The sequence below is a fragment of the Micromonospora sp. genome (assembly GCF_048594385.1).
GTDB lineage: Bacteria > Actinomycetota > Actinomycetes > Mycobacteriales > Micromonosporaceae > Micromonospora > Micromonospora wenchangensis.
The window spans coordinates 16,700-42,187 of record NZ_JBMDWU010000372.1 but is presented as its reverse complement, the minus strand read 5'-3'; the positions used below and the strand labels follow the sequence as shown (position 1 = coordinate 42,187).

21 protein-coding genes are annotated in these 25,488 nt (G+C 72.8%); 10 read left to right on the top strand and 11 right to left on the bottom strand.

Going from position 1 to position 25,488, the window contains the following annotated elements; translation table 11 throughout:
• The 4 genes from ACOJTC_RS19965 to ACOJTC_RS19950 form a co-directional block, all read right to left on the bottom strand.
• On the bottom strand, positions 1-420 hold the full coding sequence (locus ACOJTC_RS19965; RefSeq protein WP_420118010.1) for a type II toxin-antitoxin system VapC family toxin: 420 nt from the start codon (positions 418-420) through the stop codon (positions 1-3).
• Positions 421-445: 25 nt separating this feature from the next.
• A complete protein-coding gene (locus tag ACOJTC_RS19960) occupies positions 446-685 on the bottom strand; it encodes an AbrB/MazE/SpoVT family DNA-binding domain-containing protein (protein WP_088645399.1) in 240 nt (79 codons plus the stop codon).
• 762 nt (positions 686-1,447) lie between these two features.
• On the bottom strand, positions 1,448-1,759 hold the full coding sequence (locus ACOJTC_RS19955; protein ID WP_204927968.1) for a hypothetical protein: 312 nt from the start codon (positions 1,757-1,759) through the stop codon (positions 1,448-1,450).
• A 67-nt stretch (positions 1,760-1,826) separates the two neighbouring features.
• Complete coding sequence (locus tag ACOJTC_RS19950; protein ID WP_420118009.1) at positions 1,827-2,102, bottom strand: hypothetical protein; 276 nt, start codon at positions 2,100-2,102, stop codon at positions 1,827-1,829.
• Between the two features lie 193 nt (positions 2,103-2,295).
• Here ACOJTC_RS19950 and ACOJTC_RS19945 point away from each other — a divergent pair, with 193 nt between their 5' ends.
• The 3 genes from ACOJTC_RS19945 to ACOJTC_RS19935 all read left to right on the top strand — a co-directional run bounded on the left by ACOJTC_RS19945 (position 2,296) and on the right by ACOJTC_RS19935 (position 8,174).
• Positions 2,296-4,524: a maltotransferase domain-containing protein gene (locus tag ACOJTC_RS19945; RefSeq protein ID WP_420118008.1), complete on the top strand. Its 2,229-nt coding sequence runs from the start codon at positions 2,296-2,298 to the stop codon at positions 4,522-4,524.
• Positions 4,512-6,614: a 1,4-alpha-glucan branching protein GlgB gene (gene glgB, locus ACOJTC_RS19940; protein WP_420118007.1), complete on the top strand. Its 2,103-nt coding sequence runs from the start codon at positions 4,512-4,514 to the stop codon at positions 6,612-6,614. The genes ACOJTC_RS19945 and glgB overlap by 13 nt, the downstream gene beginning before the upstream one ends.
• Positions 6,615-6,686: 72 nt before the next feature.
• The gene (locus ACOJTC_RS19935) at positions 6,687-8,174 is read left to right on the top strand and encodes a M48 family metallopeptidase (protein ID WP_420118006.1); all 1,488 of its coding nucleotides are present in this window, start codon (positions 6,687-6,689) and stop codon (positions 8,172-8,174) included.
• Between the two features lie 15 nt (positions 8,175-8,189).
• Here the strand turns inward: ACOJTC_RS19935 and ACOJTC_RS19930 are convergent, their stop codons facing one another.
• Positions 8,190-9,173, bottom strand: a complete 984-nt coding sequence (locus ACOJTC_RS19930; protein WP_420118029.1) for an App1 family protein — start codon at positions 9,171-9,173, stop codon at positions 8,190-8,192.
• A gap of 216 nt (positions 9,174-9,389) precedes the next feature.
• Here ACOJTC_RS19930 and yaaA point away from each other — a divergent pair, with 216 nt between their 5' ends.
• The 3 genes from yaaA (at position 9,390) to ACOJTC_RS19915 (ending at position 12,011) form a co-directional block, all read left to right on the top strand.
• Complete coding sequence (yaaA, locus tag ACOJTC_RS19925; RefSeq protein WP_420118005.1) at positions 9,390-10,190, top strand: peroxide stress protein YaaA; 801 nt, start codon at positions 9,390-9,392, stop codon at positions 10,188-10,190.
• Positions 10,191-10,287: 97 nt separating this feature from the next.
• Entirely contained in the window at positions 10,288-10,953 is a 666-nt protein-coding gene (locus tag ACOJTC_RS19920; RefSeq protein WP_204927974.1) for a hypothetical protein, read from the top strand.
• Positions 10,954-11,048: 95 nt separating this feature from the next.
• Positions 11,049-12,011, top strand: coding sequence for a TAXI family TRAP transporter solute-binding subunit (locus ACOJTC_RS19915; RefSeq protein ID WP_372444645.1), 963 nt, complete (start codon positions 11,049-11,051; stop codon positions 12,009-12,011).
• A gap of 4 nt (positions 12,012-12,015) precedes the next feature.
• Here the strand turns inward: ACOJTC_RS19915 and ACOJTC_RS19910 are convergent, their stop codons facing one another.
• From ACOJTC_RS19910 to ACOJTC_RS19890, 5 genes are all read right to left on the bottom strand, one after another.
• Positions 12,016-13,437: an ATP-binding protein gene (locus ACOJTC_RS19910; protein ID WP_420118004.1), complete on the bottom strand. Its 1,422-nt coding sequence runs from the start codon at positions 13,435-13,437 to the stop codon at positions 12,016-12,018.
• A gap of 10 nt (positions 13,438-13,447) precedes the next feature.
• On the bottom strand, positions 13,448-14,104 hold the full coding sequence (locus tag ACOJTC_RS19905) for a response regulator transcription factor (RefSeq protein WP_204927976.1): 657 nt from the start codon (positions 14,102-14,104) through the stop codon (positions 13,448-13,450).
• Positions 14,105-14,190: 86 nt separating this feature from the next.
• Positions 14,191-16,032, bottom strand: a complete 1,842-nt coding sequence (locus tag ACOJTC_RS19900) for a CDP-glycerol glycerophosphotransferase family protein (protein ID WP_420118003.1) — start codon at positions 16,030-16,032, stop codon at positions 14,191-14,193.
• 246 nt (positions 16,033-16,278) lie between these two features.
• On the bottom strand, positions 16,279-18,288 hold the full coding sequence (locus tag ACOJTC_RS19895; protein ID WP_420118002.1) for a DUF6077 domain-containing protein: 2,010 nt from the start codon (positions 18,286-18,288) through the stop codon (positions 16,279-16,281).
• A 229-nt stretch (positions 18,289-18,517) separates the two neighbouring features.
• The gene (locus tag ACOJTC_RS19890) at positions 18,518-19,153 is read right to left on the bottom strand and encodes a TetR/AcrR family transcriptional regulator (protein WP_420118001.1); all 636 of its coding nucleotides are present in this window, start codon (positions 19,151-19,153) and stop codon (positions 18,518-18,520) included.
• Between the two features lie 178 nt (positions 19,154-19,331).
• Here ACOJTC_RS19890 and ACOJTC_RS19885 point away from each other — a divergent pair, with 178 nt between their 5' ends.
• From ACOJTC_RS19885 to ACOJTC_RS19870, 4 genes are all read left to right on the top strand, one after another.
• Entirely contained in the window at positions 19,332-20,225 is an 894-nt protein-coding gene (locus tag ACOJTC_RS19885; protein WP_420118000.1) for an ABC transporter permease, read from the top strand.
• Positions 20,218-21,036 carry an ABC transporter ATP-binding protein gene (locus ACOJTC_RS19880; RefSeq protein ID WP_204927981.1) on the top strand — a complete coding sequence of 273 codons (819 nt, stop codon included), beginning with the start codon at positions 20,218-20,220 and terminating at the stop codon, positions 21,034-21,036. Before ACOJTC_RS19885 ends, ACOJTC_RS19880 begins: the two co-directional genes overlap by 8 nt.
• A 170-nt stretch (positions 21,037-21,206) precedes the next feature.
• Positions 21,207-22,715 carry a D-ribitol-5-phosphate cytidylyltransferase gene (locus ACOJTC_RS19875; protein WP_420117999.1) on the top strand — a complete coding sequence of 503 codons (1,509 nt, stop codon included), beginning with the start codon at positions 21,207-21,209 and terminating at the stop codon, positions 22,713-22,715.
• Between the two features lie 23 nt (positions 22,716-22,738).
• Complete coding sequence (locus tag ACOJTC_RS19870; RefSeq protein ID WP_420117998.1) at positions 22,739-24,433, top strand: CDP-glycerol glycerophosphotransferase family protein; 1,695 nt, start codon at positions 22,739-22,741, stop codon at positions 24,431-24,433.
• Between the two features lie 122 nt (positions 24,434-24,555).
• On the opposite strand, the gene ACOJTC_RS19865 is transcribed toward ACOJTC_RS19870, so the two are convergent.
• A complete protein-coding gene (locus ACOJTC_RS19865; RefSeq protein ID WP_420118028.1) occupies positions 24,556-25,407 on the bottom strand; it encodes a C39 family peptidase in 852 nt (283 codons plus the stop codon).
• Positions 25,408-25,488: the final 81 nt, after the last annotated feature.

Sequence of the window (25,488 nt, the reverse complement as noted above, 5' to 3'; positions counted from 1 at the left end):
TTACTCGCCGGGCGCGATCAACTTCAGCGTCGGGAAGTACGAGCGGTAGCGGCTGCTGTCGCGGGTGAGCAGGCGGTAGCGGCAGACCGCCGCGTGCGCGCCGATGTAGAAGTCGGCGATCGGCGAACGCTTGGCGCCGCCCTGCCGGCGGTATCGCGCGTTAGCCTTGCCGGCCAGGAAGCCCGCCGGGTACGGCAGTTCCTCGCGGAGAAAATCCGTGGCGGGCAGTGCATCGTCGAGTTCCTCGACACCGTCGAACCGCACGGATACCTCGGCGTACACGATCGGATTGATCACCAGAACGCCCTCGTCGCGGGCGCTGGCCAGGGCCTCACCCGACCAGTCGGCCCATTGCGGGTCCTCGGTGAAGACGTCCAACAGGACGTTGGTGTCTACCAGCGTGGCACCCGTGTCCGGCACCCGACCGGCGACAGCCCGGATCCGTTCACTCCCCACGGAGAAGGTCCATCAGATCCTCGGTCGACATGCCCCGCACCTCCTGGGCGCTGCCCCTGCCGCGCATGTGTCGGACCAGACGCTGGCCACGGGTGTCGGCTTCACTGACGCGCACGATGCGCAGCGCGCCGCCCTCCTCGATCACGTCTACCTCATCGCCCTCGTGCAGGTTGTACCGGACCCGCAGTTCCGCCGGGATCGTCACCTGACCCTTGCTGTTCAACCTCATGGCAGGCCCCCTAGATACGTAATACACATGATACGTGTCGCAGGTCTCTGCCCCGCTGCTCTCAGGTGACGTGAAGGATGGCGGCGAGGTGGACCAGGGCCGGCGGGGCGGCGGGGCGGCGGCGCAACGGGCCACCGCGGCGACCAGGGGGCGCACCGCCGGGCGGTCGTGCACCTCGCTGCGGGCGGTGCGCTCCGCCTCCGTGGTCGGCGAACTGCTCCTGGACGGTGTGACCCGCTCGATCCGGTTCGGCGCGCCACGACCAGGGGCGAAGCTGCCGTCGATCGCGGAACTCCGCGAGCAGTACAAGGACAGCGCGACACCGAGCCGGCTGGCGCTTCGCATTTTGGATTGCCCGCCCGCACAATGCGCAACCCCGACGGGGGTGCCACTCTCCAGAAGGTCGTATGACTGTCAGGCATCTTTATGCCTGACAGTCATACGGGTCTCCGACGAACGTACCGCCGGACGGAGGCAGGCTCCATGAGCATCCCGATGGGCTATCGGAAGATCGCCGCCGACCTGCATGCCGTATCCAGCAGGGCGGGAGACAGCACCCCGCGCCCTCCGCTCGCCGATACGACGTGCCCGGCTGGCAGAAAGATGCCAGCCGGGCACACGTGTCTCCGGACAGGTGACGCGGGGAGGGGATCCGACGCGGGGCAGAAGCCTGAGAGGGGGCAGGGACCTACCGCACGACTGGGCCACGCGGCAGCACCGCCGGAGAACTACGGCCAGGACAAACGCCTGCAGCGGGCGGGGCTACGAGCAGGGCCGGACCCAGGCGGTGCTGACCCAGCCGTTGGTGTCACCCGAGGCGTCCCAGAGCGAGACGTGGTAGCGGCCGTTGGCCTCCTGCGCCGCGAACATGCGGGTGTTGTAGCCGACCGAGTGCGGCCACTTCGTGGTCGACGAGGTGCTGTCCACGAACACGGACAGGCTGACGGCGGTGGAGCACTTGCTGTACTGGTAGTAGGCGGCCTGGGCGGCACCGCCGGTCGCCACGGCCGCGCCGAGGCTGGTCAGGGCGGTCGCCGTCACCAGGGCTGCCGCGCGCTTGCCGATCGTGCTCATGGATACCTCCGGGTCGTCGGGTGGGTGGGTCCGGGCCGCGCCGTCGTCAGCGTCGGCGTCGGGTCGCTCAGCAGGCGCGGACCCAGGCGGTGCTGACCCAGCCGTTGGTGTCACCCGAGGTGTCCCAGAGCGAGACGTGGTAGCGGCCGTTGGCCTCCTGCGCCGCGTACATGACGTTGTTCCAGCCGATCGAGTGCGGCCACCGCGTGGTCGACGAGGTGCTGTCGACGAAGAAGGAGAGCGAGACCGCGGTGGAGCACTTGCGGTACTGGTAGTAGCCGGCCTGGGCGGCGGTGCCGGGCACCACGGCCGCGACGAGGCCGGCGATCGCGGTGCCTGCCACGAGGGTCGCCGTGCGTGATTTGAGCCGATTCATCCTACCTCCAGATCGCGACCTGTCGATTGACCCGGCCGACCATACACACATGGTGATCTCACAGCAACGCCATGTGTCCGGACCTGGGCGGGGACGCCAGGGCGGGGCGAAGGGGACGCTTGGTTGAGCGCGAGGGGATCTCGCACAGTAGGTTGAGCGGGTGAGCGGACGGTTCCCGATCGAAGACGTCTCCCCTGTCGTCGCCTGCGGTCGCTACCCGGCCAAGGCGGTGGTCGACGAGCTGGTGCCGGTGTCGGCCCGCGCCTACCGGGAGGGGCACGACGCGCTCGGCTGCAACGTGGTCTGGCACGGCCCCGACGGCGTGACCCGCCCGTTCACCCGGATGCGGCCCGGCGAGCCGGGGCAGGACCGCTGGCACGCCACCATCCGGCCGGACGCCGTCGGCGAGTGGTCGTTCACCGTCGAGGCGTTCCAGGACCCGTACCTGACCTGGCACAACGCGGTGACCAAGAAGGTCGCCGCCGGGCAGGGCGCGGCCGAGCTGGCCAACGACCTGGCCGAGGGCGTGCGGGTGCTGACCGCCGCCCTGGACCTCGTGCCGGCCGACGCGGCCGGGCGGGTCACAGCCGCGGTGGAGGCGCTGGGCGACCAGCAGGCCGAGCTGGCCCGCCGGGTCGCCCCGGCCCTCGACCTGGCCGACCTGCTCTGGGCCCACCCGGTGCGGGAACTGGTCACCACCGGCACCCCGCACCTGCTGTGGGTGGACCGCCCCCGGGCGCTCTTCTCCGCCTGGTACGAGTTCTTCCCCCGCTCCGAGGGCGCGATCCCGGCCACCGTCGACGCCCCGGCCCGCTCGGGCACCTTCGTCACCGCGCTGGACCGGCTGCCCGGGGTCGCGGCGATGGGCTTCGACGTGCTCTACCTGCCGCCGATCCACCCGATCGGCCGGGTCAACCGCAAGGGCCGCAACAACGCGCTGACCGCCGGCCCCGACGACGTCGGCTCGCCGTGGGCGATCGGCGCGGCCGAGGGCGGCCACGACGCCATCCACCCCGACCTGGGTACGCCTGAGGACTTCCGCGACTTCGTCGCCGCCGCCGCCGAGCAGGGGCTGGAGGTGGCGATGGACCTGGCGTTGCAGTGCGCCCCCGACCACCCGTGGGTCACCGAGCACCCGCAGTGGTTCACCACCCGCGCCGACGGCAGCATCGCGTACGCGGAGAATCCGCCGAAGAAGTACCAGGACATCTACCCGGTCAACTTCGACAACGACCCCGAGGGCATCCGGGCCGAGGTGCTGCGGGTGGTGCGGCACTGGATCGGCGAGGGCGTCCGGATCTTCCGGGTGGACAACCCGCACACCAAGCCATTCGACTTCTGGCACTGGCTGATCGCCGAGGTCAAACGCACCGACCCGGACGTGCTGTTCCTGGCCGAGGCGTTCACCCGGCCGGCGATCATGCACGGCCTCGGTAAGATCGGCTTCACCCAGTCGTACACCTACTTCACCTGGCGCACGACGGCCGCCGAGATGCGGGAGTACTGCGAGGAACTGGTCGCCTCGGTCGACTGGATGCGGCCCAACTTCTGGCCCAACACCCCGGACATCCTGCACGAGTCGTTGCAGCACGGCGGACCGCCGATGTTCAAGATCCGGGCGGTGCTGGCCGCGCTGCTCAGCCCGTCCTGGGGCATCTACGCCGGTTTCGAGCTGTTCGAGCACGTCGCCCGGCCCGGGGCAGAGGAATACCTCGACAACGAGAAGTACGAGCTGCGCCCCCGCGACTGGGCCGGCGCGCAGGCACACGGCCGTTCGCTCGCCCCGTTCGTCGCCACCCTCAACCGGGTGCGCCGCGAGCACCCGGCCCTGCACCAACTGCGCAACCTGGTCTTCCACGACATCGACAACCCGGCACTGCTCTGCTGGTCCAAGCACGACCCGGACACCGGCGACACGGTCATCGTGGTCTGCTCGTTCGACTCGCACACCGTGCAGTGGGGCAACACGACGCTGGACATGCCGGCGCTCGGCTTCGACTGGCACGAACGGTTCACCGTGCACGACGAGCTGACCGGGGCCGGCTACGAGTGGGGCCAGCGCAACGCGGTCCGGCTCGACCCGTACCTGCAACCCGCGCACGTGCTGACGGTCCGCCGCCCGCCGACGCCGCCGGCCGAGATTCCGGCCGGTGCGCAACCGGCCGAGTTGACCGTGACGGAGGTGCCCACGGAACTCTCCGGCGGCACCGCGCCGACCACCCCCGCCCCGGAGACCGACCAGCCGGCCGGCCCCGCCGCGGCCGACCTGCCCGCGCCCGGCCCCGCCAGGGCCCGCCGCGCCAGGGCCGGCGGCACCAGGACCGGCCGTGCCCCGCACGGCAGCACCCCGACCGACCCCGCCTCGAAGGACGACCGATGGACCAGCTGATCGCCGGCGCGACGCACGACCCGCACGCCCTGCTCGGCGCGCACCCCGCCGACGGGTGGACCACGATCCGCACCCTGCGGCGGGGCGCCGGTGACGTGGCGCTGCTCGTCGGCGACGACCGGCACCCGATGAAGCGGGTGCACGACGTCGGCGTCTTCGAGGCCCGCGTCGAGGGCAGCGTGCTCGACTACCGGGTCGACGTCGACGGGTGGGTCACCGACGACCCGTACCGCCACCCGCCGACCCTCGGCGAGCTGGACCTGCACCTGATCGGCGAGGGCCGGCACGAGCGGCTCTGGGAGGCACTCGGCGCGCAGGTCCGCGACGGCGGCGTCGCCTTCGCGGTATGGGCCCCGAACGCCGGTGGGGTGCGCGTGGTCGGCGACTTCACCGGCTGGGGTCCCGACGACGGCTGGCCGATGCGCAGCCTCGGCTCCAGCGGCGTCTGGGAGATCTTCGTGCCCGGCGCGCCGGAGGGGGCCCGCTACAAGTACCGCGTCCTCGGTGCCGACGGGCGGTGGCGGGACAAGGCCGACCCGATGGCCGCGTACGCGGAGGTGCCGCCGGCCACCGCCTCGGTGGTGCACCGGTCCCGCTACGTGTGGACCGACGCGCAGTGGCTGCAGCGGCGGGCCCGCCGGCAGCCGCACCGGGAACCGATGAGCGTCTACGAGGTGCACCTCGGCTCGTGGCGACCCGGCCTCGGCTACCGGGAGCTGGCCGACCAGCTCACCACGTACGTCACCGAGATGGGCTTTACGCACGTGGAGTTCCTGCCGGTGATGGAGCACCCGTTCGGCGGTTCCTGGGGCTACCAGGTCACCGGCTACTTCGCGCCCACCTCCCGGTTCGGTGACCCGGACGACTTCCGGTACCTGGTCGACCGCCTGCACGCCGCCGGCATCGGGGTGCTGCTGGACTGGGTGCCCGCGCACTTCCCCAAGGACGAGTGGGCGCTCGCCCGCTTCGACGGCACCCCACTCTACGAGCACCCCGACCCGCGCCGCGGCGAGCACCCCGACTGGGGCACGTACGTCTTCGACTTCGGCCGCCGCGAGGTCCGCAACTTCCTGGTCGCCAACGCGCTCTACTGGTGCGACGAGTTCCACGTCGACGGCCTGCGGGTGGACGCGGTCGCCTCGATGCTCTACCTGGACTACTCCCGCCCCGAGGGGCAGTGGCTGCCCAACCAGCACGGCGGCCGGGAGAACCTGGAGGCGATCGCCTTCATGCAGGAGGTCAACGCCACCGTCTACAAACACCACGCCGGGGTGGTGATGATCGCCGAGGAGTCCACCGCCTGGCCCGGGGTGACCCGGCCCACCGCCGACGGCGGGCTCGGCTTCGGTTTCAAGTGGAACATGGGCTGGATGCACGACACCCTGCTCTACACCGCCAAGGACCCGATCTACCGGCAGCACCACCACCACCAGCTCACCTTCTCCCTGGCGTACGCCTGGAGCGAGAACTACGTGCTGCCGATCAGCCACGACGAGGTGGTGCACGGCAAGGGGTCGCTGGCCGGCAAGATGCCCGGCGACACCTGGCAGCGGCTGGCCAACGTGCGGGCGCTGCTGGCGTACATGTGGGCGCACCCGGGCAAGCAGCTGCTCTTCATGGGCTGCGAGCTGGGCGACGACCGGGAGTGGAGCGAGGAACGCGGCCTCGACTGGTATCTCCTGCACGATCCGGCGCGGGCCGGGGTGCAGCGGTTGGTCGCCGACCTCAACGCCGCCTACCGGAACACCCCGGCGCTGTGGGCGCAGGACACCGACCCGGCCGGGTTCCGCTGGATCGCCGGGGACGACGTCGCCAACAACACGGTCTCCTTCGTCCGGATCGCCCCGGACGGCGCGACCCTGGTCTGCGTGGCGAACTTCTCCGCGAGCCCGCTGGAGGACTACCGGGTCGGCCTGCCGGCCGCCGGCACCTGGACCGAGGTGATCAACACCGACGCCCACCACTACGGCGGTTCCGGGGTGGGTAACCTCGGCGCGGTGCACGCCCAGGACGTCCCCTGGCACGGCCTGCCCGCCTCGGTGTCACTGCGGGTGCCCCCGCTCGGCGTGCTCTGGCTGCGCCGCGACTGACCGTCCGAAAGGGCCTTGTGGCGCATCTCCTCCGGTCGATACTGTGCACGCCGCACCGGGGGAGGAACACGCGTGAAGACGTGGTTGCAGGCCGTGCTGTCCGTCGTGCTGCTCGTCGGTTTCCTCGTCCTGGCCGTCGCGCTGGTGGTGGCGGTCGGGGCGTTCGGCCTGGGCTACGGCACCGACGGGGACGGCTCCGGCACCCGCGGGTTCCGGCCGCTCATCGTCGGTGCCGCCGGCACCGTGTTGTTCGCATTGGTCTTCACCCTCGGCCGGGTGCTGACCCGACGCCCGGCCCCGCTGACCGGCATCCTGCTCAGCCCGGAACAGGCACCCGAGCTGTGGCGCATCGTCCGGGACCTCGCGGCCCGGGTGGGCACCCGGGAGCCGGACGACGTCCGCCTGGTCGCCGAGGCCAACGCCGCGGTGACCGAGGAGGTGCGGCTGCTCGGCCTGCTCCCCGGCCGCCGTACGGTGATCCTCGGACTGCCCCTGCTGCCGGCGTACACCGTCGACCAGATCCGGGCGGTCCTCGCCCACGAGATGGGGCACTTCTCCGGCCGGCACACCCGCAGCGTGCGCATCGCCCTGCGGGCCCGGATGATCATCGTCGGGACCGCCCAGAACACCGTGGACGGCGTGCTGCGCGCGGTCCTCTCCGCGTACGCCCGCCTGTTCGTCGCCGTCGAGCAGGGCATCAGCCGGCAGATGGAGTACGAGGCGGACCGCTACGCGGTGGCCGCCGCCGGGCGGGACGCCATGGTGAACGCCCTACGCGAGATCCGGTTGGTGGGCACCGGTTGGGACGGGTACCTCGCCGACCACGTGCTGCCGGCGTACGACCGGGGGCACCTCCCGGAGGACCTGTTCGAGGGGTTCGCCGCCTACCTGGCCGAGTGCCGCGAGGAGATCCGCGAGCGCAGTGTCGAGGTGGCCCCCGCCGAGCCCGCCTGGTGGGAGTCGCACCCGCCGCTCAGGGAGCGGATCGCCGCGCTGCGTTTCGTGCCGGACGTACCCGTCATCCCGGACCGCCGCCCCACCACCGTGCTGATTCCCGACCTCGACACCTCGGGTCGCCGGCTCCGGGAGAGCCGGTTCGACCGGCCCGGAACCCGGCTGCTGCCCTGGGACCGGCTCACCCCGACCCTCGCGCACCGGTCCGCCCGGGAGCAGGCCGACCCGCTGTACCGGGCGGCGGCGCGGCTGACCGGGCGACCCGACGCCGATCTCGGCCTGCTGCTGGACCTCCTCGCCGAGGACCGGTGCCTCGACCTCGCCCGTGAGCTGGCCCCGGATGCCGCCGAGGAGGACGCCCTCCGGTCCCTGACGGTGGCCTACGAGGGGGCGCTGGAGGCTGCGGCGGTCGACTCCGCCGCCGCCTCGTGGCGGCATTCCTGGTCTGGCCCGCCCGAGCTGTCCACCACCGCCGGCGAACCGCTGCCGCTCGGCGAACTGGTGGACCTGTCGGCCGACCCCGCCACCGTGCCGGCCGCACGGGACCGGCTCGCCGCGCTCGGAATCCGGACGACTGTCACCCCCGCAGCCGCCCCGACCACCTGACCGTCGGGCCGGGGATCAGACCAGGCCGGCGTCGCGGAGCAGCTTCCACAGGCCGGCCCCGTCGGGGGCGGAGAGCCACTTCTGCCCCACCGGCCCAGCCGAGGACGGCCGGTCGTTCGGCACGGGCAGGCTACCGGCGAGCACCGACTGGGTCGGGGAGAGCCGGCGGATCGCCACCCCGGCGACGTTCTCCGGGTGGGCGGCGGCGAACTCCCGGTAGATCTCCTGGTCGTGCTGCCCGTCGTCGCCGATCAGCAGCCAGCGCACGTCGGGGAACTCGGTGGCCAGCCGGGCCAGGGTGGCCCGCTTGTGTTCCCGGCCGCTGCGGAACCAGCGGTCGGCCGTCGGCCCCCAGTCGGTGAGCAGCAGCGGGCCGGCCGGGTAGAGGTGCCGGGACAGGAACCGGGTCAGCGTCGGCGCGACGGTCCACGCGCCGGTCGACAGGTAGAACACCGGGCTGCCCGGGTGGGCGGTGACCAGGCGTTCGTAGAGCACCGCCATGCCGGGCACCGCCGTACGGGCGTGCTCGTCGAGGACGAAGGTGTTCCAGGCGGCCAGCATGGGCCGGGGCAGCGCGGTCACCATCACCGTGTCGTCGATGTCGGAGAGGATGCCGAGGCGCACCTCCGGGTCGATCACCCGGACCAGCGCCTCGACCGGTTCGGCGTCGGCGACCCGCAGCCGCACCGACGCCCAGCCGGGGGTGAAGTCGGCCTTGACCACGGTGTCGACGAAGCCGCTGCGGTCGGCCTGGGCGGTGTGCACGCTGCCACCTGCCTCGATGGTGACCTCGACGTGCTTGGCGGGCAGGGTGGCGAAGCTGCGCCAGCCACGGACCTTCTCCAGCCGGCCCTGCCGCCGGTCGGGGCGGCTGAGCAGCACCCGGCAGAGCACCCGGGCCCAGCCGGGGGCGCCGTAACCGGCGTACGCGACGATGTTGGGCTGCCACCCGGTGCGCCGCAGCCGGCGCTCCACGAGCTGGTGCAGGGCGTCCTCGATCCGCGCGGCCCGGTGCAGGGTGGGTACGGCCAGCTGGCTCGCGGTGGTGGAGGGCACGGTGCAACCCTGCCACAGGTGTCCGGGAGCGGCCAGGCGAGTGCCCCGGTAGTCGGCCGGCGACACCGGCAACACGCCGGGCCGACGACCCGGGTGGGAGCGGGAACGGCCCGAGCGCCGTCCGGCCGTGACGCCGACCCCGGCCCGTACGCTGTGCCGGTGCTCATCCTGCTGCCGCCCTCCGAGGGCAAGGCTGACGCCGGCACCGGTCGTCGGCTCGACCTGGCCCGGCTCTGCCTGCCCGAGCTGACCCCGGCCCGCGAGGAGGTGCTGGGCGCGCTGATGACGCTCTGCGCCACCGGCGGGTCCGACGCCGCCGCGGACGCCGCCCTGGCCGCCCTCGGGTTGACCGCCGGGCAGCGGGGCGAGCTGACCCGCAACGTCCGGCTGGACCGGGCCGCCACCGCACCCGCCGGGCAGGTCTACACCGGGGTGCTCTACGAGGCGCTCGGCCTGGCCACCCTGCCGCCCGGGGCGCTGCGGACGGCCCGCCGCACCGTGCTGGTCAGCTCGGGGCTGTGGGGCGCGGTCCGGCTCGCCGACCGGATTCCGCCGTACCGGTGCCCGATCGGGGCGCGGTTGCCGGGGGTGGGGGCGCTGTCGGCGTACTGGCGGCGGGTGCTGTCACCGGTGCTGACGGCGGCGGCCGGCGGCGGCCCGGTGCTGGACCTGCGCTCCGCCGCCTACGCGGCGACCTGGACGCCGCCGGCGGAGCTGGCCGGTCGGACGGTCACCGTGCGGGTGCTGCACGAGCGCCGGCCGGGCGAACGCACGGTGGTCAGTCACTTCAACAAGGCCACCAAGGGGCGGTTGGTCCGTGACCTGCTGCTGGCCGGGGCCCGGCCGCGGACCGCGACCGCGTTGATCGGCGCGTTGCGTGACCTGAAGTATCCGGTCGAGGAGCAGCCGGTGAGGGCGGGGCGGCCCCGGCAGATCGACGTGGTGGTGACCGAACTCTAGGAACGCAAGATTTCCTCAAATCCGGTGCCGATGGCTGGAGGCGGGCCGACCGGCAGGCGACCGTTAGGGGAATCCCCCGTCGAGAAGGAGCGGTCCGATGGCCTCCGAACCCCGCCTGCTCGACCGGCCACGCCTCCCGTCGTCCCCGCCCCCGCTGGACTGGCTGACCCTGGCCGACGCGTTCGAGGTGGCCTGCCTGGTGCGCTGCACCCCGGCACCGACGGCCCGCCCGCACGTCCCCACGCCGCCGGAGCGGGGGGCCGTGGAGTTCAACCGGGAGGACGCGGCGCTGCGGATGCGGCAACTGCTCGCCCGGCTCGACGTGCCCGTCGAGCACGAGGTGGTCACCGGCGGCCTGCGCCGTCGGTACGAGCTGCACCGGCTGCACGTGCCGGCGGGTCACCGCGCCGGGTTCACGCAGCTCCGGGAGGCGGGCTGGCGGCAGGGACGTCGGGAACTGCTCGGGCCCGCCGTCGGGTCCTCCACCCCCCGGGCCGCCTGGCGGACCCGGCTCGCCTCGGCCGCCTGGCGTTCGGCCCTGCTGGCCGGCGGCCGGCACGTCCGGCGGCACATCCTCGGCATCCGGCTGGCCGACCGGGAACTCGCCGCCGTGCTGATCCGGTCGGCGGCGCTGCTGGAGGTGCCGGCGCTGCTGCGCCCGGGGGCCGGCTGCCTGGTGGTGAGTGTCGCGGACGGACCGGACCGGCTGCGGATCATGGAACGGGCCGCGTTGGCGCCCGCCCGGACCCCCACCCTGGTCTGATACCGGCCACCACAGCGCGCACCGACCCGGGGCCCGGGCCGGTCACCGGCGGCCCGAGCTTGCGCCGGAGCCGGTGACGGCGCAGAGTGCACCGCGTGAGCCGTAGCCGGACCGGGCGCGGCCGGCGGTCCGCCTCCGCCGGCGGGGCGCTGCTGATGCTGCTGGTCGTGGTGCTCGGTGGGCTGGCCGCCTGCCAGGAATCCCCCGACGAGCCGATCCCGATCCGGATCGCCACCGGTAGCCCGACCGCCGTCTACCACGCCTTCGGCCAGTCGCTGGCCACCGTCCTCAACCGCGAGCTGCCCGGCGTCCGGGCCAGCGTGGTGGTCACCGCCGCCTCCGCCGAGAACGTCCGGCTGGTCGGCTCCGGCGCCGCCGAACTGGGCTTCACCCAGGCCGACGTGCTCGACACCAGCCCGACCACCCCGCCGAGGGTGCTCGCCGTGGCCCGCGTCTACGACGACCTGCTGCACCTGGTCACCACGGCCGGTGGACCGATCCGCGACCTCGCGGACCTGCGCGGGCGACGGGTCTCGGTGGGGGCGGCCGGCTCCGGCACCGAGGTCACCGTGACCCGGCTACTGGAGGTGGCCCGGCTCGGCGGGGACCAGGTCCGGCAGGAACACCTCGGGCTGGACGACTCGGTGGCGGCGTTACGCGCCGGCCGGATCGACGCCTTCTTCTTCTCCGGTGGCCTGCCGGTACGCGGGGTGAAGGCGCTGGCCGACGCCACCTCGATCCGGCTGGTGAATCTCGGCGAGTGGACCGAGCCGCTGCGCCGCGCCTACCGGGAGGTGTACGTCTCCCGGGACGTCCCCCGCTCGGTGTACGGGGTGGACCCGGTCACCACCGTCGCCAACCCCAACTACCTGATCGTCCGGGCGGACCTGCCCGAGCCCCTGGTGCGCGAGGTGACCCGGCTGCTGATGGAACGCCGCTCGGAGCTGGCCGCCGCCCACCCGGCGGCCGGCCGGATGAGTCCCCGCTCGGCGATCGCCACCACGCCGTTACCGCTGCACCCGGGCGCGGCCGACTGGTACCGGTCCGCCAAACCCTGACCGCTCAGCCCGCCCCGGCGGGCAGGGCGGGGGCACCGGCGTCCAAAGGAGGGTCGGCGTCGGACGGGCCGGGGAACCACAGCTCGGCGACCAGACCCCGCGGCTGCCCGGGGTGCATGGTGAGCCGGCCGTCGGAGGCGTCCACCAGCACCGCCACGATGGTCAGGCCGAGCCCGGCGCCCTCGATGTTCTGCGCGTCCGGGGCCCGCCAGAACCGCTCGGTGGCCTGGTCGAGCTGGCCCGAGGTCATCCCCGGGCCGGTGTCGCGCACCTCCAGCGCGGTGCCCCCGTCGACGTGCCGGACCGCGACGGTCACCTCACCGCCGTCGCCGCTGAACTTGATCGCGTTGTCGATCAGCGCGTCCAACGCCTGGTCGACCGCGGTCGGCACGGTCCGGGCGAAGGCCGGACCGGACGCCACCAGGCGCAACGTGACCGACCGGTGCCGGGCCAACGGCTCCCACGCGGCGACCCGGGACGCGGCCACCGCCGCCGCGTCCACGGTGACCCGCTCGTTCTGCTCCCGCTCGGCGCGGGCCAGGGTGAGCAGCCCGTCGAGAACCAGCGCCAACCGGTCGGTCTCCTCCAGGGCGAGCCGGTGCTCGGCCCGGCCGTCCTGGTCGACCACGCTCGGCCCCAGCTCCTCCACCCGCAGGCGCAACGCGGTCAGCGGATTGCGCAACTGGTGACTGGCGTGCGCGACGAAGGCCCGCTGCCGGTCCATCACGTCGGCGACCACCGCCGCCATGTGGTTGAAGTTGGCCGCCAGCCGGCGCAGCTCCGGCGGCCCCCACCGGTCCTGCACCCGGGCGCCCCGGTCCCCCTCGGCGATCTCATGGGTCACCGCGTCCAGCTCGGTCACCGGACGCAACACCCAACCGGCCAGCCCGAACGCGGTGGAGACGCAGGCCAGCACGGCGAGCAGTCCGATCCCGGCGAGCAGCAGCCACCACGCGGTGACCGTGCGGCGGACCTTCGCCACCGGCGTGGCGGTGACCACCGCGCCGAGCACCTCACCGCCGTCGTTGATCGGCACCGCCACCACCAGCGGACCGTCCACCCATGGCCACACCGAGTCCGGCCCGTTGAACTGCTGCCCGGCCAGGGCGGTGTCCAGGGCCGCCCGGGTGTCCCGGCCGGTGCGCCAACTCGTCGACACCACCAGCGCCCGGCCGTCCCGGTCGACGACGGCGGCCCCGATGCCGTAGAGCTGGTCGTAGCTGACGAGTTCACCGGTCAGCGGTCCGGCCCCGCCGCCGCGCAGCGCCGGCCCGGCCAGCGAGGCGAACCGGGTGGCGTCGGCGAGCCGGTCGGCGCGGACCCGGTCGGTCTCCCGGGACGCCAGGGTCGCCGCGAGCGGCGTCTCCAACGCCAGGAGCACCAGCACCATCAGCAGCAGGTAGCTGATCACCAGTCGACGCCGCACCGGCTGCCCCTCACTCGCCCCGGAGCCGGTAGCCGACCCCGCGTACGGTCTCCACCAGCCGGGGGTCGCCGAGCTTGCCGCGTAGCGAACCGACGTGCACCTCGACGGTGTGCCGGTCGGCCCAGGTGGTGCCCCAGACGTCGAGCAGGATGCGGTCGCGGGGCACCGCCGTGCCGGGCTGACGGGCCAGCGAGAGCAGGATGTCGAACTCCTTGCGGGTCAGCGCCACCGGCTGACCGGCGACGGCGACCGTCCGGGCGGCCACGTCGATACGGACCGACCCGACCTCGATCAGGTCCCGGGCCGGCGCGGCGTGCGCCGCCCGCCGCAGCACCGCCTCGATCCGGGCCTGTAGCTCCACCATCGAGAACGGCTTCACCACGTAGTCGTCGGCGCCGAGCCGCAGGCCGAGCACCCGGTCGCGTTCCTCGCCCCGGGCGGTGACCGCGATGATGCCGAGCTGGCTGCTGCGCCGCCGCAACTCCCGGCACACCTCCGTGCCGTCCCCGTCGGGCAGGGTGAGGTCGAGCAGGACCAGGTCGCAGGGGGCGGCGGAGAGCGCGGCGGCGACCGTGGCGGCGTGCTCGACCTCGTAGCCGCGTCGGGTCAGCGCCGAGGCGAGGGCGGCGGCCACCCGTCGGTCGTCCTCGACCAGCAGGATGCGCACCGGTGGCCCCCATTCGTCGTACGGATGTCGAGCGAATGGTGGCAGAAGCGCCGGTGTGGGGGAAACGGTGGGCGGCCCCGCGCCGGTCACCGGCATGCCGCCGCCACCGCCCGGGGAAACGCTGCGGGACCCGGGGGCGGGGTCCGCCGCCCCGGGTCCCGCAGCAGGGGCGGTGAGCCGCAGAGCCGGCCGATCTCCTCCTGGAACCGGTCCATCGGGTTGGCCTCGGCCGGGCCCAGCAGGTACGTCTTCAGCTCCCGCCGGGCGTCGGTCATCGGATCGTCGCCGGCCCGGGTCACCGCGACGATCTTCTCCAGCTCGCCGCAGTCCCGGGAGAGCAGGTACGCCGCCCGGGAGGTGGGGAACTCGCGCCGGAACTCGTCCTCCGGCAGCCCGCTCGGGTTGGCCACCACGTACGGCCGCTGGCTCTGCACGAAGTCGGAGACCACGCTGGAGATGTCGCTGATCAGCAGGTCGGTCTGGTTGAAGCAGTCGAACAGGGCGGGAACCCGACCGGTGACCACCCGGTGCCCGGGGCCGTCGAGCGAACCGGAGTCGGGGTCACCGCCGGCGGCCCGGATCAACGACACCAGCCGCTCGTGCACCGCCCGGGCCTCCTTGGAACGGGAGCCGGTCAGCGGGTGCGGCTTGTAGACCAGGCGCACCTGCGGCGAGGCGAGCACCCCCCGGACGATCCGCTCCCCCATCAGCACCAGCGAGGTGTGGTAGGGGTCGTCGTCGAGCCAGCCCTCCCAGGTGGGGGCGTACAGGACGGTGAACGGCCGGTCCGGGGCGGTCCCGCCGAAGGTGTGCACCCCGGCGAGCTGCGGCCGGCCGATCTCCACGATGTCCTCGTCGCGGACGCCGACCGCGGCCCGCGCGTACCGCTCCCGGCCGGCCAGGCCGGCGACCCACACCTCGTCGTACACCTTGCTGTACGGGTTGACGCTGGCCTGCTTGTCGCTGTCGCCGTGGCCGACGAACACGTGCTTCATGCCCGGCTCGCGCAGCATGTGGATGTTCGCGCCGACGTTGGCCGCGTAGAGGGCGGCCCGCACCGTGCCCAGTTCGAGGTTCATGAAGTCCGGGCCGGTCGGCACGCAGATCACCGGCAGCCGGGTGTCGGCCAGCTCGAAGAACGCCTCCTTGCTGCGCATCAGCACGACCGCCCGCTGGTGCAGCGCCTCGGTCGGGGCCAGCCACATGTTCGCCTGGTAGACGTCCTTGGCGGGGCCGGCGAAGTAGAGCGCGACCTCGGGGCGGTAGCCGTCGATCCAGCGCTGGAGCACCGGCAGCACCGGGCTCTTGCCGGTGCCCCTCCCCCGCAGCCAGGTCACCGCGACGACCGCGCCGACCAGGGCGGCGAGCCCGGCGGCCAACGCGGCGACCGCCAGCATGACGGTGACGTCGGTACGCACCGCCGCGACCACGGCGGCCGGGATCAGCAGCACGTTGAGCACCGCGAGCGGGACGCCGGCCAGGGCGGCGACCCACCCGGGCGGGCGGGGGGCCGACCGGATCGGCCCCAGCTCGATGTTGCGGACCAGTGCGGAGACCGGGTTCCGCCGGTCGATCATGGTGTTGAGGGCGCCCGAGAAGACGGCGGTCACCCAGACCGCCGCCGGCAGCACCAGCAGCCAGGTCAGCTCGACCCCGGTGAGCGGGACCGTGGCGGCGACCAGCAGCACGCTGGCCAGGTCGCGGCTGAGCTGCCGGTAGCCCCGGTTGAGGCCGACCTTCTCCAGCAGCACCTCCGAGGGGGGCGACCACCGGGTGACGGCGAACTCGCCGACGACTGCCGCCAGCCCGGCCACGGCGAACAGGGCCACCCATCCGAAGCCGCCCGCGACGAGCATGACCAGGTAGGACAGCACCAGCAGCGCGCCTCGGGCGGCGGTGCCGGTGCGTTCCAGTAACGAGCCGAACAAGGGGGACGCTCCCTACGAGATCGATGACGGGCGGGGGCGGGGGCCGGGTCCTGGACGTCGAGGCGGACACGTCGCCCAGGGTGCTCGCACCGGGTCGGCGCAGACAGCCACCTTGACGGCCCCGCCGCGCCGACGTGACTGCGACCTTAACGCGAAGGAACGAGTGGGTACCGCCCGGGTATCCCTTGGCATTCCGACCAAATCGCCCGGCGGCGACGCTCCGGTGTCGGTCCTCGTGCCGGGGAATCAGGGACCGCTGACCGGTGTGACCGGCTCCTTGCTGCGGTAGCAGTACATGCCGCCGGGGGATTTCCTGGAGGCGAACCGCTCGAAGCCCAGCGCCGGTGCCGCATCGGCGACCGCCCGGTTGTTCTTCCACACACACACCACGCTGACACCGACCCGGCCCATCGCCGCCTTCACATCGGACACCGGCACCGCCTCGGTGCCGTCGGCGAACCTGCCGAGCAGCAGCCGGTCCTGCGAGAACTGGCTCTCCATGTCGTAGTCGGTGAGGTAGAGGTCACGCGCCATCACCACCCGAACCCGCGTGGTGACCTGCGGCAGCGCACGCATGACCGGCGTGGGGGCGAGCACCAGACCCGGGGGTCGGTCGAGCCGGGTGATCCAGAAGGCCACGTTCTTGCGGGTCTCGGGCATCCGCCAACTGGGCTCGGCCTGGACGACGTTCGCCGTCCACATGGGTGATCCGTACACCGCGAAGACCAGGACGAGGACCGCGGGAAGAGCAACGGCGAGCACCCGGTTCAGCACGCCCCACCGGGGTGGGCGGAGCACTGCCAGCATGCCCACGAGCGCCGGAACCGGCACGATCCACGGGATGCGCCACAGCACCGCCGTCAGCCCGGTCAGGCCGCCTGCTGTGGCCGCCACCCCCGGGATGAGCAGGAGCGTCACGGTCAGGGCCGCCCCGGCGACCAGGACCCGTGGAACACCACGACGGAGCAGGACCGGCCCGCACCACATGGCGATGCCGGCGATCACGCCGAGGATCCCCAACCACAGGGTGAGCTCGTAGATCGTGCGGAGCGGCCGCAGCTCGATGTAGGTCGCGACCGCCTCGTCGAGACCGCCGCTGGCGAATCTCGCACCGACGCCCACCAGGAGGGGGTACGTCGACGCGGCGGCGAAGCACAGCGCCTCGTCACGCCACCTCCGCGTGAGGACGAGCATCGACACCGCGGCCACCGCCAGCAGGGGCAACAGGATGACCGCCGTGGTGGTCAGCCCGACGGCGGCGACCGACAGCAGGCCCAGCAACACCAGCGCCCGCCGTGAGCGGGTTTCGAGGAAGTCGGTGAGGTACACCCAGGCGAGCGGAATGAGCGCATGGACGAAGACGCTCTTGCCCTGCGTCAACCGGGGCAGGTGATAGGTGTTCAGCGCGTCCGGGTATCCGGCCACCAGCACGATGTAGGTCAACGCCACGCCGAAGACCAGCAACGGCCGGCGCGGCGCCCAGCGCTGCACCAGCCGCCACAGGGCCAGGACCGCGAAGACCGCCAGCAGCGGAAGCACGATGTACCAGGTGGTCGATGCCGCATGCACGTGCAGGACCCGGGCCAGCGCCCCGATGAACACCTCGAAGGACGGGACCGGAGGGTTCGCCGAGCCCGCCGGGAGGACACCTTCGGTGAACAGGAAGTCCCGGTAGGGGATCTGGTCACGTTCGGCCACCCAGACCGACTTGCCGACGTAGAAGACGTCGTCGAGGGAGACCCGGGCGATGAACGTCGAGAACACCGCCGCAGCCAGGGCGGCGAGCATCACCACGTACGCCTGTGCCGGCGTCGTACCGGTCGGGGCCGGGTCGCCGGACTCGGTGGACCGCCGCGACGACACCCAGGCGGAGATGACCGCCACCGATCCGAGGATCACGGCCAGCCACCAACTCAGCGACCCGCTGCCGAGCGCGGCGAACAGCGCCGCACCGATTCCGGCGCCGATCGGCAGCGCATAGCGACGCAGCGATGCCGCCCGGCCGGTTTCCGCAGGTGACGCCGGGGCCGGTCCGGCCGTCCCCACCTCACCCGCGAGCCGCCGGTCGCGGCGGCGGCGACCGACCCGCCAGCCCACGTAGGCCGCAACCGGCAGGGTGAGCACCCAGGCGACGAACACGACGGAGGGGCGGAGACCCAGCACGAGGTTGAGGTGGTAGAGCAGCGTCCACAGGGCGAAGCCGACCACGGCGGCATCGGTGAGGACGACGGGGGCGGCCGACACCGAGACGTTCACCCGCCGCAGGAAACCCGTTCCGGACGTGGGCCCCCGTCCTCGATCGGCTGGCGCAGGTGCCCCGACAGCGACTTCGACTTCCGTCACGAGCCGTCCTTCTCGTCGTTCCGTGCTCGGACCGGGCGGCCACCCTGGTGTCGGCACGGGAGGTTCCCGGATGGGCGGGGAGAGCCCGACCGGCGCTCCCTCAGGTCAGTTTCGACGGCGCACGGCCGCTGAACACGGTCTCTCACCCTACCGAAGGCTCCCGCTGGCGGGGCACCGTGCCGTTCGCGGTCAGCCCGGTCGCCACCGACTCCACCAGCAGATCCAGGTAGCTCGGGGTGAGCGGGGTCCGCGCGATGGCCAGCCGCCAGTACAACGGGCCGACGATCAGGTCGACGGCCGCGTCGGCGTCGGTGTCGGCGGGCAGTTCGCCGCGCTGCACCGCCAGCCCGATCAACCGGCCGCCGATCTCCTGCTGCTTGGCCCGCAGGAGCTGCTGGAGGGTGGCGTCGATGGTCGGGTTGCGGGCCGCCTCGGCGAGCAGGTCGGGGATGATCTGCGAGGCCAGCGGGTGGCTGAGCGCGTGGGCGATCACCTGGAACAGCAGCGTCAGGTCGCCGCGTAGGCTGCCGGTGTCCAGCGCCGGCAGTTTGTTGCCGGCGGCGGCCACCACGGTCTCGATCACCAGGTCGAGTTTCGAGTTCCACCGCCGGTAGATCGCGGTCTTGCTCACCCCGGCCCGGCGGGCCACCGCCTCGATGGAGAGCCGCCCGTATCCGACCGCGGCGAGTTCCTGCATCAGGGCACGGCGGATGGCTCTGGTGATGTCGCCCCGCAGCACTGCGGCACCGGCCGGCGGACGCCTCTTGTCGCTGGTCATCGGGGACTCTTCGCACCTGTCACGGGGGCCAATGTAGCGCAACGACGGTACGGTTGCGTCCCGACGTGTTTTGGACTACCGTCCACGCAGCGACGAGGCTGCCCCGGCACCGCGCCGACCCAGGGATCCCCATCGTCGCGCGCATCCCGTTGGTACGAAAGATCGGAGCGCCCTTCCCATGGCCACCACCGCGCTGGTCGACCCCGAAACGGGCCTGACCCAGGCGCAGCTGGCCGCTCGGCACGGACTACGGGTCGCCGGCGAGCGCCCCTCCCTGACCGAGTACAGCCGCAGACTGTGGGCCTACCGGCACTTCACCGCCGCGTACGCCAACGCCAAACTGGTCGCTTCGTACAGCAACGCCAAGCTGGGCCAGATCTGGCAGGTGCTCACCCCGCTGACCAACGCCGCCGTCTACTACCTGATCTTCGGCGTGGTGCTCGGGCAGAACACCATCCCGAACTTCATCGCGTACCTGACCACCGGGTTGTTCATCTTCAACTTCACCCAGAGCGCGGTGCTGGCCGGCACCCAGTCGATCAGCGGCAACCTGGGGCTGATCCGGGCGCTGCACTTCCCCCGGGCCTGCCTGCCGCTGGCCGCCACGCTCACCCAGTTCCAGCAGCTGCTGGCCTCGATGATCGTGCTGGTCGGCATCGTCCTGGTGACCGGCGAGCCGATCACCCTGGCCTGGCTGATGCTGCCCCCGGCGCTGCTGCTGCAGGCGCTGTTCAACGCCGGGATCGTGATGGTGGTCGCCCGGATGGGCTCCAAGGCCAGCGACCTCAAGCAGGTCATGCCGTTCATCCTGCGCACCTGGATGTACGGCTCCGGCGTGCTCTACAGCGTCAAGCTGTTCGACCGGCTGCCGGAGTGGGCCTCGACGCTCATCCAGTTCAACCCGATCCTGGTCTACATCGAGCTGGCCCGGTACGCCCTGCTGGAGCAGGCGCCGCTGCTCAACGAGTCGGTGACCCAACTCTGGCTGGTGGCGGTCGGCTGGGCGGTGCTGGGCGGCATCGCCGGGTACGTCTACTTCTGGCGCGGCGAACAGGAGTACGGCCGTGGATGACCGGTACGAGACGTCCAACGACGTCACCGTGACCCTGCCCCGGATCGTCGACCGCATCCCCACCGTGGTGGTCGACGACGCGCACGTGATCTACCGGGTGCACAAGGGCGCCGGGGGCGGGAGCACACCGGTGGCCGCGCTGCGCCGGCTGGTCAAGCGCTCCTCCGCGCCCAACATCCAGGAGGTGCACGCGGTCAAGGGGGTCTCCTTCACCGCGTACCGGGGTGAGGCGATCGGCCTGATCGGCAGCAACGGCTCCGGCAAGTCGACCCTGCTGCGCACCATCGCCGGGCTGCTCCCGGTCAACCGGGGCGCGGTCTACACCCAGGGCCAGCCGTCCCTGCTGGGGGTGAACGCCGCCCTGCTCAACGACCTGTCGGGTGAGCGCAACGTCACGCTGGGCTGCCTGGCGATGGGCATGCAGCCCGACGACGTGGCCCGGATGACGCCGGAGATCATCGAGTTCTCCGGGATCAACCAGCGCGGCGACTTCGCCAGCCTGCCGATGCGGACGTACTCCTCGGGCATGGCGGCCCGGCTGCGGTTCTCCATCGCCGCGGCCAAGAAGCACGACGTGCTGCTGATCGACGAGGCGCTCGCCACCGGCGACAAGGGCTTCCGCAAGCGCAGCGAGCAGCGGGTGCGGGAACTGCGCGAGGGGGCCGGCACGGTCTTCCTGGTCAGCCACCAGCTCTCCTCGGTGCGGGACACCTGCGAACGGACGATCTGGTTGGAGTCGGGGCTGATCCGGATGGACGGGCCCACCGACGAGGTGATCCGGGCGTACGAGGCATTCGCCAACGGCAAGTAGTATTCCGGGCGCGCGTGCCACATCGATCCGACGTCCGGCGGACCGCGTCGTCCCGTTGGGGCGGCGCGGTCCGCGCGTTAAGGTTCATCCCGTCGCCACGCTGGCGCAATCTTCCGTTCAGGGTGACCCCCGGGACGCGTGCAGACATCCCCCGAGAGTGAGGATCGGCAATGACGCAGGACCACACCACTGGCCCGGACGCCACACCGGAGACCCCGGCACCGTGGCGGCCCTCGCGGACGGTGGCGGTGGTGCTGGCCGGAGGCACCGGGACCCGGCTGGGCCTGGGCATCCCGAAGCAGTTGCTGAAGATCGCCGGCAAGCCGATCATCGAGCACACCCTGGCCGTCTTCGAGGCCGCCCCGGAGATCGACGAGATCATCGTGCTGATGGCCACCGGGCACGTCGCCGAGGCGCAGCAGATCGTCGACAAGGCCGGCTTCCGCAAGGTCAGCAAGGTCATCGAGGGCGGCGACACCCGCAACGCCACCACCCGGATCGCCCTGGACGCGGTCGGTGACGGTGACGTCAACATCCTCTTCCACGACGCGGTCCGCCCGCTGGTCAGCGCCCGGATCGTCCGCGAGTGCGTGAACGCGCTGTGGAGCTACACCGCCGTCGACGTGGCGATCCCCTCGGCCGACACGATCATCCAGGTCGACGAGGACGAGTGCATCACCGACATCCCGGTCCGGTCCCGGCTGCGCCGGGGGCAGACCCCGCAGGCGTTCCGCTCGGGCACCATCCGCGAGGCGTACCGGCGGGCCGAGGGCGACCCGGACTTCGCCGCCACCGACGACTGCGGCGTGGTGCTGCGCTACCTGCCCGGCACCCCGATCAAGGTGATCGACGGGTCGGACGAGAACATCAAGGTCACCCACCCGGTCGACGTGCACCTCGCCGACAAGCTGTTCCAGCTCGCCGCCGCCCAGGCCCCCCGGCTGTCGCACCGCAGCTACACCGAGGAGCTGGCCGGCCGGACGATCGTCATCTTCGGCGGCAGCTACGGCATCGGGCACGACCTGGCCGAGCTGGCCCGGGGGTACGGCGCGCAGGTCTTCCCGTTCAGCCGCTCCAGCACCGGCACCCACGTCGAGCAGACCGGCGACGTCGAGGCCGCGCTGAAGACCGCGTTCGAGGCCACCGGCCGGATCGACCACGTGGTGGTCACCGCCGGCATCCTGGAGAAGGGCGCGCTGGCCGAGATGGACGAGGAGACCATGGACCGGGTGCTCCAGGTCAACTTCGTCGGGCCGGTGATCGCCGCCCGGCAGTCCCTGCCGTACCTGCAGCAGACCAAGGGTCAGCTGCTGCTCTACACGTCCAGCTCGTACACCCGGGGCCGGGCCCAGTACGCGCTCTACTCCTCGACCAAGGCGGCGCTGGTCAACCTGACCCAGGCGCTGTCCGACGAGTGGGCCGAGTACGGCGTCCGGGTCAACTGCATCAACCCGGAGCGCACCGCCACCCCGATGCGTACCAAGGCGTTCGGTGAGGAGCCGGAGCACACCCTGCTGGCCGCCGAGACGGTCGCCCAGTCCTCGCTCGACGTGCTGATCTCCGACCTCACCGGCCAGGTGATCGACGTCCGGCGGGCCCCCGGCGAGGCTGCCCCGGTGCCGGCCCAGCCGACCCCGGCCGAGCAGGACCGGCTGCCCAGCGGCGTTGACGCCGGCTGACCCGACCCCGGAGACGGTACGACATGCGTGGTGACCTGGTCAGGAAACTGATCGCACGGTGCCTGACCACCGGCTTGGCCGTGGTCGCCTTCCTGGTGGTGGCGTTCACCGGGGCCACCGGTTGGGGCCTGGCCCTGGCGGTGGCCGCGCTGGCCGCCGCCGGCTACGAACGTCGGGTGCGCCCCGACGCCGACATCGTCGCCGAGACGGTGCTGCTGGCCGCCGGCATCCTGGTCGGCCACGCCCGCCGGCTCGACGACGGGTTCGACCCGGTGCTGGTGCTGACCGCGCTGGTGCTGCTGGGCCTGGTGCTGCTGGTGGGGCCGCTGCGCGACGCCGGCAACCTGGAGATCCGCGCGGCGAACCTGCCGGTGCGGGCGTGGACCCCGCTGGTCGCCGCCCGCCTCGACGGCATCCTGCTGGGGCTGCTCGCGGTGGTGGCGGTGGCCGCCGCGTTCGCCCTGCCCGCCGTGGTCGCGCTGGCCGTCGTGCTGGTGGTCGCGGCCGGCTGCGGTGCGGTCGGCCTGGACCTGGCCCGGCGGCGGTTCCGGCCGTCGGGCGGGGGCGGCCCGGTGACCCGGGCGCTGCGCGCGCACCAGCCGGAGTTCCTGCTCTACTTCTCCGCCCCGCCCGGCTCGGAATACCAGGTCACCATGTGGCTGCCCTACCTGGAGCGGCTCGGCCGGCCGTTCCTGGTGCTGCTGCGGGAGCCGGAGTTCCTGCCCACGATCGCCGCCGCGACGAGCGCCCCGGTGGTCTACTGCCCCACCCTCAAGGCCATGGACGAGGCGCTGGTGCCCAGCCTGCGGGTGGCGTTCTACGTCAACCACGGGGCGAAGAACAGCCACTGCATCCGGTTCACCCAGCTCACCCACGTGCAGCTGCACCACGGCGACAGCGACAAGGCCCCCAGCGCCAACCCGGTCTCGGCCATCTTCGACAAGATCTTCGTGGCCGGTCCGGCGGCGATCGAGCGGTACGCGCGGGCCGGCGTCGAGATCCCCGCCGAGAAGTTCGTCGTGGTCGGTCGTCCGCAGGTCGAAGCCATCGAGGTACGCCGGGAGGCCCGCCCGTCGGCCGCCCCGACGGTGCTCTACACCCCCACCTGGACCGGTCACCACGCCGACGCCAACTACTGCTCGCTGCCGGTGGCCGAGCCGCTGCTGCGCCGGCTGCTCGACCGGGGCGCCACGGTGATCCTGCGGGCCCACCCGTACACCGGGCAGAACCCGGCCTCGGCCCGGCATCTGGCCCGGCTCACCGAGCTGCTCGCCGCCGACCGGACCCGTACCGGCCGGCAGCACCTGTGGGGAGCGGCGGCCAGCCGTGAGCTGAGCCTGACCGACTGCGTCAACCGCTCCGACGCGCTGGTCTCCGACGTCTCCGGGGTCATCTCCGACTATCTCTACTCGGGCAAGCCGTACGCGGTGACCGACCTGGGCGTCGACGGCGACGAGTTCCTGGACCGGTTCCCGCTGGCCCGCTCCGGTTACGTGCTGCGCCGGGACATGGCCAACCTCGACGAGGTGCTGACCGGCCTGCTGGACACCGACCCGTTGGCGGCGGCCCGCTGGGACACCCGGCGCCGCTACCTGGGCGACTTCCCCGCCGACGCGTACGCCGACGGTTTCCTCGACGCCGCCCGCCGGGAGTTGGAGCCGGGCTGGGCCCCGCCGGCCCCCCGTGCCCCCGCCGCTCCCCTCTCCCCCCGGATCTGACCGGGGGCCGCCCGCCATCGGGCCGATGTTGCGGTATCCGGATCCGCTGACACCGCTACATCGGCCCCATGACGAGCACCGCCCCGGCCGCGGGCGGCCGGGGCGGGTGGGGGGTGGCTCGGTCAGGCGGAGTAGCCCCGGGTGGCGATCCAGTTCGCCAGGGTGGTCACGCTGACCCAGTAGGCCGGCAGCGACGGGTCGGCCGAGTCGGCGATCCGCACGGTACGGCCGTTGTCCCGGTAGCCCACGGCGGCGACGTAGTGGCCGCCGGGGAAGGAGTGCCAGCCGCCGTCGAGGTCGGTGGCGTCCCCGGCCACGTTCGCGACCACGGCCCGCTTGTCGGTGACCGCCGCGACCACGTCGGCCCGCAGCCGCTCGATCTGCGCGTCGCTCGGGGTGCCGGCGAACATCCGGGTCCGGTACGGGTCGCCCTTGACCACGGCGTTGAGCACCCGGGTGGTGTCCTCGGCCGAGTTGGTGCCCATCTCGGTGGTGCCCAGCTGGGCGGCGAGGTCGTCCTGGCCGCGTTCGATGCCGGCCGCGCTGAGCGCGTTGCGTACCGCGGCCGGGCCGCAGTAGTAGTAGGTGATCTGGGCCTGGTAGTCGTAGCGCAGGACCTTCGACGAGGGGGGCTTCGGGGTCGCCTTGCGGGTCAGGTCCGGGTCGGCGGTGGCGCGGGCCTTCGCCCGGGTGACGCGCGGCGCCGGGGTGGGGCTCGCCGACGGGCTGGTCGAGGGGGTGGCCGACGGGCTGGCCGGGGCGGGGACGGCGACCCGGGCCTGGGCGCGGCTGGCGACGTCGTCGAGGCGGGGGGTGGTCTCGGCCACGGCGGTGGCGCGTTGCTGGTCGGTCGGGGCGTCGTCGACCCCGGCGGCCAGGGCGGTGCCACCGGCGGCCAGGACGAGGACCGCCGCCGAGCCGACGACCATCCGGTACGGGCGCTGGGCGCCCAGTCGGCGGAGCTGACGCTTCATGTGGTGCTTCACGGGGTGTTCCTCCACGGGGCGAGGCGGCCGGGCACGCCGGACCGGCACGTGGCGGGTACGCCACGCGCG